Annotated in this window: 13 protein-coding genes and 2 tRNA genes; 3 read left to right on the forward strand and 12 right to left on the reverse strand. The window is 63.2% G+C overall.

All coding sequences use genetic code 11. The annotated features are described in order from the left end of the window. Positions 1-9: 9 nt before the first annotated feature. Entirely contained in the window at positions 10-1488 is a 1479-nt protein-coding gene (locus tag EN851_RS02275; protein WP_135928442.1) for an ABC transporter substrate-binding protein, read from the reverse strand. Positions 1489-1649: 161 nt separating this feature from the next. Further along, the gene (locus EN851_RS02280) at positions 1650-2930 is read right to left on the reverse strand and encodes an acetylornithine deacetylase/succinyl-diaminopimelate desuccinylase family protein (RefSeq protein ID WP_135928443.1); all 1281 of its coding nucleotides are present in this window, start codon (positions 2928-2930) and stop codon (positions 1650-1652) included. A 217-nt stretch (positions 2931-3147) separates the two neighbouring features. On the opposite strand from EN851_RS02280, the gene EN851_RS02285 reads away from it, so the two are divergent. After that, positions 3148-3576, forward strand: coding sequence for a L,D-transpeptidase (locus EN851_RS02285; RefSeq protein ID WP_127278311.1), 429 nt, complete (start codon positions 3148-3150; stop codon positions 3574-3576). 70 nt (positions 3577-3646) lie between these two features. Here EN851_RS02285 and EN851_RS02290 read toward each other — a convergent pair whose 3' ends face one another. From EN851_RS02290 to EN851_RS02335, 10 genes are all read right to left on the reverse strand, one after another. Then, positions 3647-4630 (reverse strand): lipid A biosynthesis lauroyl acyltransferase, encoded by a 984-nt coding sequence (locus EN851_RS02290; protein WP_189521748.1) that lies wholly within the window; start codon positions 4628-4630, stop codon positions 3647-3649. A 13-nt stretch (positions 4631-4643) separates the two neighbouring features. Continuing rightward, entirely contained in the window at positions 4644-5672 is a 1029-nt protein-coding gene (locus EN851_RS02295) for a zinc-binding dehydrogenase (RefSeq protein WP_135928445.1), read from the reverse strand. 36 nt (positions 5673-5708) lie between these two features. Next, complete coding sequence (locus tag EN851_RS02300) at positions 5709-6986, reverse strand: beta-ketoacyl-ACP synthase (protein ID WP_135928446.1); 1278 nt, start codon at positions 6984-6986, stop codon at positions 5709-5711. Between the two features lie 50 nt (positions 6987-7036). Next, positions 7037-8227 (reverse strand): beta-ketoacyl-ACP synthase, encoded by a 1191-nt coding sequence (locus EN851_RS02305; protein ID WP_135915729.1) that lies wholly within the window; start codon positions 8225-8227, stop codon positions 7037-7039. Between the two features lie 55 nt (positions 8228-8282). Further along, positions 8283-8576 carry an acyl carrier protein gene (locus tag EN851_RS02310; RefSeq protein WP_027029416.1) on the reverse strand — a complete coding sequence of 98 codons (294 nt, stop codon included), beginning with the start codon at positions 8574-8576 and terminating at the stop codon, positions 8283-8285. 230 nt (positions 8577-8806) lie between these two features. Then, the gene (locus tag EN851_RS02315; RefSeq protein WP_189521749.1) at positions 8807-9949 is read right to left on the reverse strand and encodes a slipin family protein; all 1143 of its coding nucleotides are present in this window, start codon (positions 9947-9949) and stop codon (positions 8807-8809) included. A gap of 358 nt (positions 9950-10307) precedes the next feature. Next, a tRNA-Leu gene (locus tag EN851_RS02320) sits at positions 10308-10376 on the reverse strand. Between the two features lie 2 nt (positions 10377-10378). Beyond that, positions 10379-10452, reverse strand: a tRNA-OTHER gene (locus EN851_RS02325). Positions 10453-10682: 230 nt separating this feature from the next. Further along, the gene (locus tag EN851_RS02330; RefSeq protein WP_127872704.1) at positions 10683-11231 is read right to left on the reverse strand and encodes a histidine phosphatase family protein; all 549 of its coding nucleotides are present in this window, start codon (positions 11229-11231) and stop codon (positions 10683-10685) included. Positions 11232-11331: 100 nt separating this feature from the next. After that, the gene (locus EN851_RS02335) at positions 11332-14352 is read right to left on the reverse strand and encodes a caspase family protein (protein ID WP_135928447.1); all 3021 of its coding nucleotides are present in this window, start codon (positions 14350-14352) and stop codon (positions 11332-11334) included. Between the two features lie 106 nt (positions 14353-14458). Between EN851_RS02335 and EN851_RS02340 the strand changes: the two genes are divergently transcribed. Then, entirely contained in the window at positions 14459-15409 is a 951-nt protein-coding gene (locus EN851_RS02340; protein ID WP_135928448.1) for an AEC family transporter, read from the forward strand. A gap of 182 nt (positions 15410-15591) precedes the next feature. Then, positions 15592-17049 carry an NAD-dependent succinate-semialdehyde dehydrogenase gene (locus EN851_RS02345; protein WP_127280496.1) on the forward strand — a complete coding sequence of 486 codons (1458 nt, stop codon included), beginning with the start codon at positions 15592-15594 and terminating at the stop codon, positions 17047-17049. Positions 17050-17085 lie beyond the last annotated feature (36 nt).

Below are 17085 nucleotides of genomic sequence, written 5' to 3' on the forward strand. Positions count from 1 at the left end.
CCACAGACCTCATTCGCTCCACTTCACCTTGGTGAGATCATTGGCCTGGATCGGCGCGTTTTCCCACAGGCCCTGCAACTTGGCGTCCCAGACGCCGACCTTGGGCAATTCATAGAGGAAACCGACCACGGCGTCGTCGGCCAGGATCTTCTGCGCCTCGCCGAGCAGCTCCTTGCGCTTGGCCTCGTCGGAGGTGAGGTTGAGATCTGCGATCACCTTGTCGAAGGTCGGATTGTCGTAGTTGAAATAGTAGTCCTTGCGCGAATAGATATCGATGTCGTTGGGCTCGGTGTGGGAGACGATGGTTAGGTCGTAGTCCTTCTTGGTGAACACCTGGTCCAGCCACTGCGCCCATTCGACCGGGATGATCTCGAGATTGATGCCGACGTCGCGAAGTTGCGAGGCGATGATCTCGCCGCCGAGCCTGGCATAGCTGGGCGGCGGCAGTTTCAGCGTCGCCTTGAAGCCGTTCTCCAGCCCGGCCTCCTTCAACAGTTCCTTGGCCTTGTCGACATTGTGCGGATAGAGGCCGGTGAGGTCGACATAGTCCTTGTTGGCCGGCGACATGTGCGAGCCGATCGGCAGTCCAAGACCGGCCGAGGCGCCGTCGATGATCGCCTTGCGGTCGAGCGCGCAGGAGATCGCCTGCCTGACCTGCAGCTTGTCGAAAGGCGGCTTCTTGTTGTTGATCGACAGGATGGTCTCGCCTTCGGTCGAGCCGATCACCACCTTGAAACGCGGATCGTCCTTGACCTGTGCCAGACTGTCGGGATCGAAGAAGGGGAAGGCCTGGATGTCGCCGGACAGCAGGGCCGGCACATAGGCCGCGGCATCCGGCACGATGCGGAACTCGACCTTGTCGAGGAACACCGGAGCGCCCCAGTAATGGTCGGCTTTTACCAGGGTGATCGACGATCCCTTGGCCCAGTTCCGGAACTTGAACGGGCCGGTACCAACAGGGTTCTCCTTGTTGGTGTCGGCTGACTTTGGCGACACCATCACCGCGTCGCCCCAGCCCATATTGTAGAGGAAAGATCCTTGCGGGTTCTTCAGCGTGACCTTGACCGTTGCCGGATCGACGATTTCGACCTTGTCGATGGCCGCGAACAGGCCTTTTTGCGCATTCACCGAATTGTCGGCGCGGGCCCGGTCGAGCGAGAATTTCACGTCGTCGGCGCTGAAATCGGCGCCGTCATGGAATTTGACTCCGGTGTGCAGCTTGAAGGTGTAGACCTTGCCGTCATCGGAAATGGTCCAGCTCTCGGCCAGATCCGGCAGCACCTCGCCATTGGGGCCAATCCGGGTCAGGCCCTCGAAGACATTGGCGTAGAGCACTTCCTTGATCGCCGCCGCGGCGCCCGCGGTCGGATCGAGATGCGGAGGTTCGAGCGGAATGCCGATGACCAGGTCGGTCCGGGCCGCAAAGGCCTGGCTTCCAGCGGCTAGCGCAAGGACCGCCGCGGCCAGAATGGTTTTCCACAGTCTCATCGTGCAACTCCCCATGCGTTCAGGACACGTGCTCAAACCGGGCGATAGAAGCGTGATTTCGCGCGGGAGTAAATTGCGTTTCGTGCTGTCAGGCAGGATGGCTGGGAATGTTTTTGCCGTGCCAGCCGTGTAGGAAGGTCGAAGCTTGTCGCGATGGCGGGTTATCCCGTGGCGGTGCCACGCAGCAGCACGTCGAGCCCGATCGCCATCACCTTGGCCGATTCCACCATGTCCGATATGCCGACCCATTCGTCCGGCCGGTGGGCGAGGTCGAGAATGCCGGGTCCGTAGGCGATGCAGTCATAGATGTGGCCGATGCGGGCAATATGCTTCTGATCGTAGGTGCCGGGGGATATGACATAGTCGGGCTCGCGGTCGAAGATGGCATGAATGCCTTGCGCCACCGCCTTGACCACGGGCGCGTCGCGTTCGGTCATCAGCGGCAGCACTTCCATCAGGTCGCGTATCTCGTAGTCGAATTTTTTGCGCTCCCGTTTCAGCCGGTCGAGAATGCCGGTCACTTCGCTTTTGACCGTGGCCAGATCCTCCTCGAGCAGGAAGCGGCGGTCGATGGTCAAACGACAGGAATCGGGCACGTTGGGCGAGGGCAGGCCGGGCCGGAAATCCTCGGTCTGGCCGCCATGGATGGAGTTGATGTTCATGGTCGAGCGCCTGGCGCCCTCCGGTACGACCGGCATGCGCGTGATCTTGCGGTCGAGTGCGGGGAACAATTCGTCCTCGAATGCCCTGAGGACGGCGCCCATATGGCGCACCGCATTGTCGCCGAGAAACGGCATCGAGCCGTGCGCGATCTCGCCCTTGGTCTCGATCTCCGCCCACCAGACGCCGCGATGGCCAAGGCAGATGCGGTCCTTGTTCAAGGGCTCGGGGATGATGACGTGGTCGACCCTGGGCTTCGAGAAATAGCCAAGCCCGGCCAGATGGGCGACGCCACCAAAGCCGCCGGACTCCTCGTCGACCGTGCCCGAGATCTCGATGGCGCCGGGAAAGTCGGGAAAGACTTCCATGAAGGCTTCGACGGCGATGATGGAGGCGGCGAGGCCGCCCTTCATGTCGCAGGCGCCTCGGCCATAGACCTTGCCGTCCTTGATGACGCCGGCAAAGGGATCCACCGTCCAGCCTTCGCCGGCCTCGACCACGTCGATATGCGAATTGAAGTGGACGCAGGCGCCCGGTGACCGGCCATCGAAACGAGCAACGACATTGACGCGCGGATAGCGATCGGTGTCGCCGGGCGTGCCTTCGGCGCGGATGAACTCGGTTTCGAAGCCGCGTTTCCTTAGCCGCGCACCAATATAGTCGGCGCATGGCCTGTAGGCTTCGCCGGGTGGATTGATGGTCGGAAAGCGGATCAGGTCGGCGGTCAGCGCCACCAACTCGTCGCGCTTGCTGTCGATTGCCTTGAGGAGTCTCTCGTTCATGCCACGAGTTGAGCAGCGAACCCCACGGTTTTGCAAGCCCGTCGACCAAATCGGTGCAACGTGTCCTGGTGGCAACTATCGCGGGAAATCGTTCAAATTCGCTGCATTGGATTGGCGAATTGGTCAAGGAGTGTGTGCTATCTGTTCACCGCCATTAAAAAGGTGAAAAATAACGTGATGGCGGGCAGGCAAGGGGCAATCAAAGGGGTTTGATCGCATGAAAATGTCGTTCCTTAAGGCAACGGTGCTGGCCGTCGCGCTGTTTGGCGCATCGGTCGCGAGTGAGGCGGCCACGTTGGTGGCGAATATCGACGTGTCGTCGCAGACAATGACGGTCCGCTATGGTGATTCGGTCTATCGGTGGGCCGTGTCGACCGCCCGTCCGGGTTATTTCACGCCACGCGGCACCTACCGGCCGCAGCGCACGGCGCGGATGTGGTATTCGCGCAAGTACGAAATGTCGCCGATGCCTTATTCCGTGTTCTTCCATGGTGGTTATGCCATCCATGGAACAGGCGCCGTCAGGCAACTCGGCCGCCCAGCTTCGCATGGCTGCGTAAGGCTGCATACGGCCAATGCCGCGGCCTTCTATTCGATGGTGCGCGAAGTCGGATTCGGCAATACGCGCATTGTCGTCACGAACTAGGCGGTTGGCGATTCGCTGATATTGGCTTTGTCTGTCGGCGGAGGAACTCACGTTCCCGCCGGCGGCTCGCTCAGGCGTTTGCGACGGGAGCCACCTTGGTGCGCTTTTTTCGCCGCCAGTTGCTGATCTCCCACCTTTTGTGGAACCACATCCACTGGCCGGGGTCCTCGCGGACCCAGCGCTCGACGACGTCGTTCAACATCTGGGTGGTGGCGTGGACGTCGACGCTGCCGTCGGCGGTGCGCGGCAAGACCAGCTTGTCCTCGATCTCGAGCCGGAAGCGGTTGCCCGGCAACCTGACGCAGCGCGCCGGGTAGACATCGCAGTCATAGTGACGGGCAAGGGTGCCGAGCACGCGGTTGCTCTGGCAGGGACGGCCGAAGAAGGTCGTGTCCAGGCCGTTGGAGAATTTCTGGTCGACGAGAACGCCGATATTGCCGCCATTCTCCAACACCCCGGCCAGCGCGAACGAGGCTCCGGCCATCGACGGCAGCAAGCCGCCCATGGTCGAGCGCCTTGTCGAAAGGATGTAGTCGGCGAGGTAGGGGTTGTTGGGCGGGCGAAACAGCGCCGTGATGTTCATGCCGAAGGTCGCGGCCGCCACCGGCAGCAGCTCGAAATTGCCGAGATGGCCGGTGAAGACGATGTGCGGCTGCTTCTCGGCCGCGATCTCGACGAAATGCTCCGTTCCCTTGACCTCGACGCGGCCGGGCTTGCCGGCGGCGGGATCATAGTCGAACAGGGCGTCGAGGAAGATGTATTCGGCGGCAAGGCGGGCCATGTTGCCCCACATGTCGGAGGCGATGGCCTGGATTTCGCCATCACTCTTTTCCGGATAGGCCTTGCGCAGATTGTCGAGGGCGACCTGGTGGCGTCCGACCCTCGGACCGATGAGGCGAGCGACGCGGTCGGCAAAATTCAGCGCGCTGTCCACCGGCAGCAGGCGCAGCAGCGACATCATGATCATCGCGGCCCGCGCGACAAGCCAGTAATTCACCTGGCGCAGTTGCCTGCCATAGCGAAATTTCAGATCCCGGCGAAGCTTCTTGAGCACGGAAATCGAGGCTCTAGGCGACGCGCAGGATGATCTTGCCGAAGACGTCGCGGCCTTCCATGCGCTTCAGCGCGGCATCGATATCGTCGAAGCCGACCTCGGTGTCGATGACCGGCGCGACCTGTCCCGCCGCCATCTTCTGCATGGCGTTGGCCATGTTCTCCATGCGGCAACCGAAGGATCCGAGCAGTTTCAACTGCTGCTGGAAAAGCTGCATCAGGTTGATCTGCGTCGACACGCCCGAGGTCGAGCCGCAGGTCACCAGGCGGCCGCCGCGTTTCAGGCACAGCATCGAGCCGGCAAAGGTGTCGGCGCCGACATGTTCGAACACGACATCGACGCCTTTCTTCCTGGTCAGCTTCCGCACGACGCCCTCGAAGCGGTCGTCGCGGTAGTTGATGACATGGTCGGCGCCGAGCGCCTTGGCCCTGTCGATCTTGTCATTCGAACCGACCGTGGTGATGATCGTGCAGCCCATCCGCTTGGCCAACTGGATCGCCGCCGAGCCGATGCCGGATCCGCCGGCATGGACAAGGATCGTCTCGCCGGGCTGCAGCCTGGCGTTGTCGAACAGCATGTGCTCGACCGTACCAAAGGTGACGGGCGCTACCGCCGCGCCAATGTCGGTCACGCCGGGCGGGGCGGCGACCAGCAGGCGCGCCGGCAGGTTGATCTTCTCCTGCGCGAAGCCGTCGAGATGGAAGCCGTGAACGCCCGAAACATGCTCGCAAAGATTGTCGCGGCCTTCGCGGCAGGCCCGGCACAGGCCGCAGGTGCGTGCGCCGTAGATCGATACCAATTGCCCGGGCAGCAGGCTGGAAACGCCGGGGCCGACCGCCTCGACCTCGCCGGAAGCCTCGGCGCCGACGACCAGCGGCAGCTTGCGCTTGGCGAAGGCCATGCCGCGCCAGCCCCAGACGTCGATGTGGTTCAGCGCCACTGCCCTGATGCGCAGCGTCACTTCGCCGAGTGCGGGTGGCGGTGGTGGCGGCAGGTCCACCGTTTCAAGGCGGCGGTCCTCGATAAGTTGCAGTGCGCGCATGGAGCCTGTCGGTTCTGTTAAGCGGAAAGGGCTCGCTTAGACCGGTTCCCGCGCCATGACAAGGCAAGTGTTCTGGCCGCCGAAGCCGAAGGAGTTCGACAGAACGGTGCGAACCTGCGCATCGCGCTTCTTGTTCGGCACGACGTCGAGCGCGATCGCAGGGTCGGGATTGTCATAGTTGATGGTCGGCGGGATGACGCTTTCGCGCATCGTCATCAGCGAAAACGCCGCTTCGACCGCGCCCGCAGCCGACAGCGTGTGACCGATCATCGACTTGTTGGACGAGATGGGCATCGAGCCGATGCGCTCTCCGAACACGGTCGACAGCGCCAGATGCTCCATCTTGTCGTTCTCGGGGGTCGACGTGCCGTGAGCGTTGACATAGTCGATCTCGTCTTCACTCAGGCCCGCATCGGCGAGGGCGGCGCGAACCGCGGCAATGGCCGGCGAAGCGTCCGGCTTCGAGCGGGTGCGGTGAAAGTCGTCGGCCTTCTCGCCGCAACCGCCCAGGACTCCGAGAATAGTCGCGCCGCGAGCCAATGCCGCTTCAAGCGATTCCAACACCAGCGCCCCGGATCCCTCGGCCAACACGAAGCCGTCGCGATCCCTGGAGAAGGGCTTCGATGCCTTTTCGGGAATGTCGTTGTGCGTGGAGAGCGCCGAGAGCAATGAGAAACGGATCAAAGCCTCGGCGGTGGCAGAACCGTCAGCGCCGATCGATAGCGCACGGTCGCATTCGCCGCGCCGGATCGCCTCGACACCGAGCTGGATCGCGGTCGCTCCCGAAGCGCAAGCCGTCGACAGGGTGATCGGCAGACCGCGTGTGCCAAGGCGGTCGGCAAGGCGGTCGGCGATCGAGCCGAACTGGGTGGTCTCGAAAATATCCAGCTCTTTCAAGCTACGCGCCACCCGAAGCAGTCTTTCGGCGGCGGTGTCGTCCTTGTCCTTGTCGGAATTGTAGAGCGAGAAGCGCTCGGCCCAGTCGAGTTCGACTGGCGGCGATGCGAGGAAGAGCGGTCCGCCGAAATCGCTGGAATTAAGACCGGCTTCAGTCACCGCTTCGAGGCCGGCAAGCTCGGCTAGCTCATAGGTGAGCGGGCTGGCACCTTTCGAACTCGACGGCAGGAAATCGACCATGCCGGAGATGCGGGTGTTCAGTTGATCGATGGGAAAGCGGGTGATCGGGTGAATACCCGACTTGCCTGATGTCAACGCCGCCCAATTGTCTGATTTGCCGACACCAAGCGAGGTGACCACGCCGATGCCGGTGACGGCGACAATTGGCCTGCCCATGTGATCGTTCAGATTGGCCATCTGGAGCCCTCGAGCGTTTATCGTTGCAGCATGGATCGCGCAGCGCCGCGTTACGCGGCGTTGACCAGCGCCATGCCCTCGAATTGGTGATAGCCGATCGCCGTTGCAAGGACGGTCGCGGGAACGCCTTCGAACGGCTTCTCGGCTGCGGCATCGAAAACAGGGTAGGCGGCCTTGCGGTCGACGGCGAGTGCCGCCAGCGCCACGGCGAACGGAAACTGCGCTTCCTTCATATGCCCGGTCAGCGTCGAGAAGCCGCGCGAGGCAATCGCAGGATTGGCATCGAGCGCCGTTTTCTCGGCGGTGGTTGCGGCATGCGCGCCCGAGGCACCCGACAGGGCAAGCAGCTTGCCGTCCGGCAGCGCAGCCTGGCTGAGGAGTGCTGCGATCTCGGCGCCGAGCTCACCGCGTGAGCGCCTGGCGCGGCCGGAAACCACCGGTCCGAGCTCCGCATAGATCTTGCGCCCGCGGCTCACGGCGTGTTCGCGCTGCTCCAGCACCAGGAAGGCACCGCCGGATCCAGTGACGATGCCGCCGCCCTCGGCACCCTGTCTTTGCCACACAGGTTTCCAGGGGCCGCGATGCAAATAGCCGGCAAGCTCGTAACCTAGCAGCATGTCGGAATGTTCGGTCTGGAAGGCGCCGCCGACCAGGATGTGCGTCGACTGGCCGGAGCGGATTCGCGCGGCGGCCGTTTCGACGGCGGCGACGCCGGCGCCTTCCTCGCCCATGAAGGTGCGCGACGAGCCGGTCACCTTGTGGACAATGGAGATGTTGCCGGCGAGCAGGTTGGAGAGCTGGGCCAGAAACAAGGTCGGCCGCAACTCGGTGGTCAGCTTCTCGTTGAGAAGCACGTCGCGGTCGTTGCGGCTTTCCGAAGCGGCGAGGATGGCGGCATCGACCGCCTCGTCGCGCTCGCCGCCGCCGGCAGCCACAACCATGTCCATGGTCGTGCAGAGCTCGTCATTGCCCTTGATGCCGGCATCGTCCAACGCCAGGCCTGCGGCATAGGTGCCGAGCCGCTGCCATGTTTCCATCTGCCGCTGATCGCCGCGCTTGGCGATCTGCAGGTTCCAGTCGATCTCCGGCAGCGGATGGACGGTATAGGGCGCGAACCGCGCGGCTTCGAGCACCGGCTGCAAGCCCGGCTGCGCGAGCTTCTGCCAGTGTGCGTCAGGGCCTTCTCCCAAGGAGGAGACAATGCCGATACCAGTGATGACGACGTCGTGGGGGCTGCTCATGAGCGGCTTTGTGGGTCAGGCGGCGCGGCCCGTCAAGGCCACGCGCCGGCCGATGTCAGGCAGTCTTGGCGGCAACCAGCGCGTCGATCTTGGCGCACAGGTTCTTCATGACGAAGTAGTCATCGGTCGAGGCCTTGCCGTCATTGACTTCCTGGGTCCACTTTTCCAGCGGCACCTTGATGCCGAATTCCTTGTCGATGGCGAAGACGATATCGAGGAAGTCGAGGCTGTCGATGCCGAGATCGTCGATCGTGTGGCTCTCGGGCGTGATGGTGTCGATATCGATCTCGCTGGTGTCGGCAATGATCTTGGCGACTTTGTCGAACGTGGTGGAGTTCGTGGTGGACAAGGGCTTTTCCTTCTTTGCGGGCGGAATCTGTCCGCAGCTTGTTTGGGCGCTGTCTAATCGGTTTTTCCCGGCAGGAAAAGGCCTGATAAGCCGGGCGCAGATGGGGAGGGCGCGTTGAAAAGGCAAGAAGGGCCGCCGGTCAACCCGGCGGCCCTTCCCGTTGACGTAAGGTCAATGCTTGGTTCGATGCATGTCGTCATCCCAAAACCGGAACCACTTGGGGACATGCATCAGCTCTCGCGAAGCTTGACCAGGTCGTTCAACAGCCCGCCCGTCCCGTTGTGGACGGTCAGCCGCTCGACCTTGCCGGCGATGGCTTCCAGGGCCTCGAGCTCCTTCAGCCGCAGCATCACCGGGTTCTCTGCCATCACCTTGGCCGTGTTGAGCAGGGAACGCGTGGCGTTCGTCTCCTCACGGCGGCGGATGACGTTGGCCTCGGCCTGCTTTTCGGCCGAAACCACCTGGTTGAGGATTTCGCGCATCTCGCCCGGCAGGATGACATCCTTGAGCGCGATATCGCTGACCTCGACCCCGATCTCGGCCATGTCGGCCCGGACCTTGGCCGCGGCTTCCTCATCGACCGTCACCTTCTTTTCAAGGATCTGGTCAAGCGTCAGTGCGCCCAGCGTCTTGCGGAAGGCGTACTGCAGGGCTCGGTAGAGGGCCTCGGAGAAGTCCTTCACCGCGCTCACCGCCTTGACCGGATCGACGACCCGGTATTCGACCGCGATGTTGACGCGGATCGTGACGCGATCCCTGGTCAGCACTTCCTGCCCGGCGACGTCGAGCGACTGGCGCTTGAGGTCGACGACCTTGATCTGCACCATCCGTCCGACGTTCCAGAAGCCGTGCACGCCGGCGGCAAGCGTCCGAATGAGGACACCGTCGACGAACAGCAGCCCGGCCTGACCATCCAGAACCGGATGGACGGACATCAATTCCGCCTTCCGAGCCTGGCCGAGCCGGCGCATGACCGCCGAATCGATGGCAAGATCGGCCGAGGTGTCGACCATCGTCACCTTCCACGGTCCGGCATCGGTCCACAGCACCAGCTTGCGGTCCGGCGCCAGCACGCTGTGCAAATTGCCGTCGCGCTCGATGACGGCGACCTCCGTGCGCCCGGTGCGGACGACGGTGAAATGACGCGCGGCCACGTCCGGGAGCTTGTCGAACAACGCCTTCTCGTACGCCGAAACGAATTCCGGGTTCCTCAGATCGTGCCGCGAGACTTCAAGGCTGCCGCGCCGGTTGGCGAGCCAGTGCTCACCCGGCAGCAGGACGGCCTTGATCTCTCCCTTGTACAGGGAGAGGGCACGCTCATTTTCCTTTACGAGGACGCGCTCGCGCCCAAGAACTGTATCGAGAATAGTCATTGTCTTACTCCTGTCGGGCATGGCCCCATTCGAGGCGTCACGTCATGCGTCGATCTTCCCTTCGTTTCTCGTTTCACTTCCAATTCCGGCACGAATGATCCGGGGACTGGTGGCATCAATCCGTGGCGGGCCCTCGGGAGCGGATCGCGAGGCAGCGAAGCGGGCGCCGGAGACCTTGGCCTCCTTTGCCGGCGACGCTGCGCCTTGACCATCACCGCGAGCCTGGCCGCGAGCCGATGGCATCGGACCTTTCGATCCGGCCTTGGCCCGAAGGCTTCGGCCGTCCGTCAAGTCTTCAGCATTCCAGTCCCCGGACCGTTTTTCAGATAACACCGTGGCAAGGTGCTGGCTTATCAGGCCAATGGAGAAGGATTCGAACCTTCTACAATCAGAACCTAAATCTGATGCTCTACCAAACTGAGCTATCCGTGGTGCAGACAGCAGGATTCGAACCTGCGACCTCCGGACCCAAATCCGGTGCTCTACCTCTGAGCTACATCCGCGATCCCAATCCCCAAAGCGGCGCCGTATACAGGGCGGCAAAGCCGCCTGCACGGGCGGAGACGAAAGCTCCAACCGCTGTGCTCACTTCGGTTCTCGTGACCGGGAGCGCGCCTATAGCCCCTGCGACGGGTTGTCGCAAGCGACATTGTGGCGGCGGATTTGCGGCTTCTTTCAGCGGTGGCATTTCGGCAACACTGGTCGCCGCGCCCCGCGATCGGGCGCAGCGACCTCAGAAGGTGACGCGGCCAAGGACGCGAAGGCCGTCGCCCTGCGGTTCGACCACCACGGCTTCGCCTTCGCGCGGCGAGATGCCGGTCAGCGCCACGATGTCTTCCAGATGGGTGACCATGATCAGATTGTCGGAGCCGGAATAAGCGCGGATTTCCTTCATGATGGCGGCGATCTGCGCTGCTTTCTGTGCATCGTCGCCCTTCAGGAGGTCGAGCGGTGCGAACAGTTCCGGCTCGGCCTCGAAGGCGGTGCGCGCCGTGTCGAGGCAGCGACAGTAGCGGCTGGACAGAATGCGCTCGATGGGAGCCGCGCGGGCGGCAAACAGGGCGCCGATCTTGCTTGCCTGCTGCTTGCCGCGCGCCGACAGATTGACCTGGGTGGCGCAATTGCCGATGTCGAAATTGGCCGGGTCGGTGGTGCCGGTGACCATGGCGTGGCGCAGCAGCACGACATGGCCGCCATCGCGCAGCAGCGCCCAGCCGGCGTCGGTCGCGTGCGCGGCGGCGGGGACGACAAGCAGGAACAACGCCAAGGCTAACCGGATCATCGCCACCCTTCCATGAGTCCGTATCGGGCTCCAACCATTCGCATATAGGGATTGGAAAGCGGGCACAAAGACAAGCCGGGCGCCGGTCGCGTCTCAAGCCTCACTTTTTGGCGAGCTGCTGCTTCACCAGATCGATCTTCTGGTCGGTCAGCGGGATCGGGATTGTGTAGCCGGCTTCGGTAAAGCCCTGTTTGGCGTTCTCGAAGAACGCGATCGCCTTGAGATATTCCGGCTTGCCGCCGCCATAGCTGGCGCGGTTCCAATGGATGTCGCCAAGGTTGTTCTGTTCGAAGGCCCACTGCATGGGCTGACTTTCCCTGGTGAACACTTTCAGCGTCGCCGTGAAGGCCGCCTCGGCCTCGTCGAGATATTTGCCGGTCCGTTCGATGTTGCCGAGGTTGAGCAGGCTCATGCCGATGCCGTTCTGCGCGTTCGCCCAGTCGACCGGCGCGGTCTCGATGGTCAGCACTTCGAGCGCCGCACGCCGCGCGGCGATCGAATCCCGCAAGGTCGCGGGGCCGGCATTGCTCATGCTCAACCAGTGCAGCGTCGAGCCGAGGCCGGCCTGGGTCAGCGCCCATTGCCGCGGGTTGGTCTCGCGCTTGTATTCGCGCAAGGCGTTGCGGTAGGCGTCGACCGCCTCGCCATAGTGTTCGGGCTTGTCCGTCACGCCGCCGAGAAGCTGCAGCGTGTTGCCGAGATTGTAGTAGCTCATCGCCCAGTCAAGCGGGAATTTCCGCCTGACATAGACCTGGCGGGCCGCCTGGAATGCCGCAACCGACTGCTCCAGCCTGGATGCGTCGCGGGTGCGCTGGCCAAGCGTCTGGTAGATCGAGCCGAGATTGTTCTGCGCCGACGCCCAATCCATCGGGAAGCGTTGCCTGGTGAACACAGTCAGCGCATCGTCATAGGCTGCCGCCGCCTCTTCGAGCGTGCCGGTGCCCATGTCGAAACGGGCGACACCACTCAGCGCATTGCCGAGGTTGAGCCGGCTGGTGGCCCATGAGACGGGGAATGTGTCGCGGGTTCGCACTTCGAGCGCGGCGCGAAAGGCGTCGGCGGCCTCGTTGATCCTGGCCTTGTCGTTGAGCTGGATGCCGAGGGTCACAAGCGTGTTGCCGAGATTGTTCTCGACCATCGCCCATTCGACCGGCGTTTTCTGGCGCGTATATTCCTCGAGCGCCAGCCGATAGGCCGCTTCCGCCTGGGCCAGATGCTCGCCGCCGGGTTCGCGTTCGGAGAGCGCATAGAGCGCGAGGCCAAGATTGTTCTGCGAGGACGCCCAGTCGAGCGGAACCTTGTCGCGCGGGCGCTTCTCCAACGTGGCGCGCATCGCCGCCACCGCCTCGTTCAAGCGCTTCGGGTCGCTCTCGCGTTCGCCGATCTTCAACAACACATTGCCGAGATTGTTCTGGGCGGCGGCCCAGTTGAGGTCGTCCTTCACATGTTCGAACACGGCAAGCGAATCGCGAAAGATCTGCGCGGCCTCTTCGAGATGCGCGGTCTCGGTCTCGCGCTCGCCGATGTTCTGCAGCACCACCGCCATGTTGTTGCGGGTGATGGCCCAGTCGCGATTCTGTTCGCCATTGGGAATGAAGTTCAAGATGGCGCGATAAGCTTCGATCGCGTGCCGCAGCGCATCCAGGTCGCCGGTGGCGTAGCCATAGGAATTAAGTGCTTCCGCCTCCTGGTTCTTGTAGTTCCAGCGCAGCTTGTCATCCCATTTCTCGGCCAGCGAGAACGCCTTGGCATAGTCGTTGGCAGCCGACTTGTAGTCGAAGACCAGCGCCGAGGCGTCGGCCCGTTTGGCGTAGATCGCGGCATCGGCGATGCGCTTCTGCTTGATCAATTCCTCAGCCTGGTCGACCGTGTCGTTGGTCGATTCGACCCGGCCCACGGCATCATCGAGGAATTTTCGCGCCGTGGCGATCGCGCCCTGGCCGATGGCCTTGTCGGCGGAAGCGACCAGGCGTTTGATCTCCGGATCGTCGGTGCGCAATGCGGCGCGCTCGGACATCATCTTCCTCAGACGCTCAGCCTGGGCGTCGAGCACTTTCCGCAGGTCGGCCGGATCTTCCGGGATCTTCTCCGTGCCGAGCGCCCTCAGCACGCCGTAAAGCGCGTCGAGCGGGACGCCTTCCTGCAGCGATGCCAGCTCCACCTGTGCCCGCTTGGGGTCGGGCAGGTCGGAAATGGTCAGCAGCAACTGCCGCCGCTCGCCGGTGATCAGCCCGTCGTCGCCGGTCGGTTCGGGCGGTGCGACACCGAAATAGAGCAGCCGGCGCAGGCTTTCGTTGACCCAGGGGCGCTGCTTCGCCTTGGTGTCGAGATAGACCTCTTCCGTCACCATGCGCATGACCGAGCCGAACTCGGTGCCTTTCATCGCCGCGAGATGGCGCAGCAGGGCCGCCGCATAGGGGCTGTTTTCGCCAGCGGCGCCATCGAGCGCCGGACGGCCGGGTTCCGCTGCTAAGCCGATCACCGTGCCGAGGCTCGCGTCGGCCGCCGGCGCATTGCCGAGGGCCTTGGCGCCGCGCACCGGCTCCAGTCCCCCGGCGCCGATAAGCTCGGCGGAGGCGGTCGGTGCGCGCCGCACCACGGCGTCCAATGGAAACGGATTTGTGCGGCAGGCGTCGAGCAGCATGATCGTCACCGGCACGGTCTTCTTCAGTTCGTCCATGACGGCGGAAATCGGCACCAGTGCCTGATCGGCATCCTTGAGCGACGAGACGTCGGCGTCGACAGGAACCAGATAATTCTCGCCACCGGCCTCGATGCCGTGACCGGAGTAATAGATGAGGGCGACGTCGGCGCCCTCGGCGTCCTCGACGAAGCGTTCGAGGTCGCGCTTCAGCTTGCTCGCATCGCGATCGGTGACGTTGCGGGCGTCGAAGCCGAGATCGGTCAACATCTTGGCCATGTCGCGGGCATCATTGGCCGGGTTGGGGAGGGTAGCGATGTGTTCGTATTTGGACTGGCCGACGACTAGCGCCACGCCCTTGAGGTCTTTTGCCTCGGCAGTCTGAAGCATCGACGCGGCAACGGAGACAAGCATGGCGACAAACAACGTCACCCACGCACGCCGGAAAAGACGCAGTTTCGAGGTGTCGACAAAGGTCATTTGTCGTTCCGCCCTGATGATCCAAGCCCTCTATAACCCTGCCAGCCGACAATGATCAAATTCGGGCGCGATTGCGCCGCGGCGGTGGCTCGACTATCCCTGAAAAATGTCTCCACTCACCGAAACCGTCCTGTTCGTCTTCAGTCTTGTCGCGCTCGGCTATCTTGCTGGGTTCACAGGCTATTTGAGACCGGCGAGCGGCGAGGGGATATCCGACTTCGCGGTCTCGGTGGCCATGCCGTTGCTCCTGTTCCAGACCATGGTCAAGGCTGATTTCCATGGCGTCGCGCCATGGCCACTATGGGGCGCCTATTTCACCGCCGCGGCGATCACCTGGGCCGCGGGCCATCTCGTCACCACGCGGATATTCGGACGCGACGCGCGCGCCGGGGTCGTCGGCGGCGTATCGTCCGCCTACTCCAATGTCGTGCTGCTCGGCGCTCCTTTCATCCTTGGCATATTCGGTCCGAGCGGCTTCGAAGTGCTGTCGCTGTTGGTCTCGGTGCATCTGCCGATCATGATGATGGCTTCGATCGTGCTGTTCGAGATGTTCGGCCGAGGCGGCGGCGAACATGTGCATCCGTTGCGTGTCCTGCGCAGCTTCCTGAGGCGGCTGTTCATCAACCCGCTGATCATCGGCATTCTGCTGGGGCTGGCGTGGCGCATCAGCGGCGTGCCGCTGCCCGGTCTCGTCATGCGGCTGGTCGATGCGCTGGCCAACACGGCCGGGCCGGTGGCGCTGTTTGCCATGGGGCTCAGCCTGCGCCGCTTCGGCATATCAGGCAATGTCCGGCCGGCGCTGGCGCTTTCGGTGCTGAAGCTGTTCCTGATGCCGGCGCTGGTTCTTGCCTTCGTCTGGCTGCTCGGCCTGCCGCCGTTGACGGCCAAGGTGGCGGTCGTGGTGGCGGCGCTGCCGTCGGGCATCAATTCCTATCTCATCGCCGTCCAGTTCAACACCGGCCAGGCGCTAGCATCGAACCAGATGACCATCGCCACTGCTTGCGCGGTCATCACTACTGCTTTCTGGCTGACGGTTGTCCTGCATGTTTTCGGGTGAGGTTGGCCACAGCTGCGCCAACCCGCTCTCGTCTTGCGCTGGTCCAACCCCTATATGCCATCTTGCGATTGCTTGCGGGGCTTTCCCTAGGTTAAGAGCAATGGCTCCAGCGTGCGGCCCTGCCTGCGCTTTACCGAAGACATCCAGATAGCGGCCCGTGAGCGCCGAACGGAGGCTAGACCATGCTTCAGAAAACCAGCCATTTCATGCGCCAGGCCAATCTCATCAACGGCGAATGGGTCCAGGCCGACAGCGGCCAGACGGTCGATGTGAACAATCCAGCTACCGGCCTCAAGATCGGCACCGTGCCGAAGTCGGGCAAGGCCGAGACACGCCGTGCCATCGAGGCTGCCGACGCCGCCTTCAAGTCATGGCGCAAGACCACCGCGCTCGAGCGCTCCAAGCTGCTGCGCAAGCTGCATGACGCGATGATGGACAATCAGGACGTGCTGGCCGAACTGCTCACCATCGAGCAGGGCAAGTCGCTGTTCGAGTCCAAGGGCGAGATCGGTTCGGCTGCCGCCTACATCCTGTGGTTCGCCGAAGAAGGTCGCCGCACCTATGGCGACGTCGTGCCGTCGCCATGGGCGGACCGCCGCATCCTGGTGACCAAGGAACCGGTCGGTGTCATTGCCGCCATCACGCCGTGGAATTTCCCGTCCTCGATGCTGGCCCGCAAACTTGGTCCCGCACTTGCCGCCGGCTGCACCGCCGTCGTCAAGCCGGCCTCGCAGACGCCGTATTCCGGCCTTGCCTGGGGTGCGCTGGCCGAGGAAGTCGGCTTCCCCAAGGGCGTCGTCAACATCCTGACCGGTTCGGCGAGCGAGATCGGTGACGAGATCTGCGCCAATCCGCTGGTGTCGAAGATTACCTTCACCGGCTCGACAGAGGTCGGCAAGCTTCTCATCCAGAAGTCGTCGGTCACGGTCAAGAAGGTGTCGATGGAACTCGGCGGCAACGCGCCGTTCATCGTCTTCGACGACGCCGATATCGAGCGTGCCGTTGCCGGCGCGATCACCGCCAAATATCGCAATTCAGGCCAGACCTGCGTCTGCACCAACCGATTCCTCGTCCAGGCTGGTGTGTACGACAAGTTCGTCGAAAAGCTCGCCGCGGCCAGCAACGGACTGAAGGTCGGTTCCGGCCTCGAAGAGGGGGTCCAGCAAGGGCCGCTGATCGACGAGAAGGCGGTCGAGAAGGTCGAGGAACTGATCGCCGATGCCACCTCAAAGGGCGGCAAGGTCGTCGCCGGCGGTCATCGCCATGCACTGGGCGGTTCGTTCTTCCAGCCGACGGTCATCGCCAACGCGACGCCGAAAATGCGCTTCATGAAGGAAGAGATCTTTGGCCCCGTCGCACCGGTGTTCAAGTTCGAAACCGAGGAAGAAGCCATCGCGCTCGCCAACGACACCGAATTCGGCCTTGCCTGCTATTTCTACACCGGCGATCTCGGCCGCGCCTTCCGGGTCATGGAAGGCCTGAAATACGGCATGGTCGGCGTCAATGAAGGGCTGATCACCACACCTGAAGCACCGTTTGGCGGCGTCAAGGAATCGGGCCTCGGCAAAGAAGGCGGACATCAGGGCATCGAGGATTACCTCGATACCAAATATGTGTGCATCGGCGGCCTCGGGCTCTGATAGGCTAGTGCGTGGGGCAGGCTGGTAAGCCTGCCC

Origin of the sequence: Mesorhizobium sp. M8A.F.Ca.ET.208.01.1.1 (assembly GCF_004791315.1) — a bacterium.
GTDB lineage: Bacteria > Pseudomonadota > Alphaproteobacteria > Rhizobiales > Rhizobiaceae > Mesorhizobium.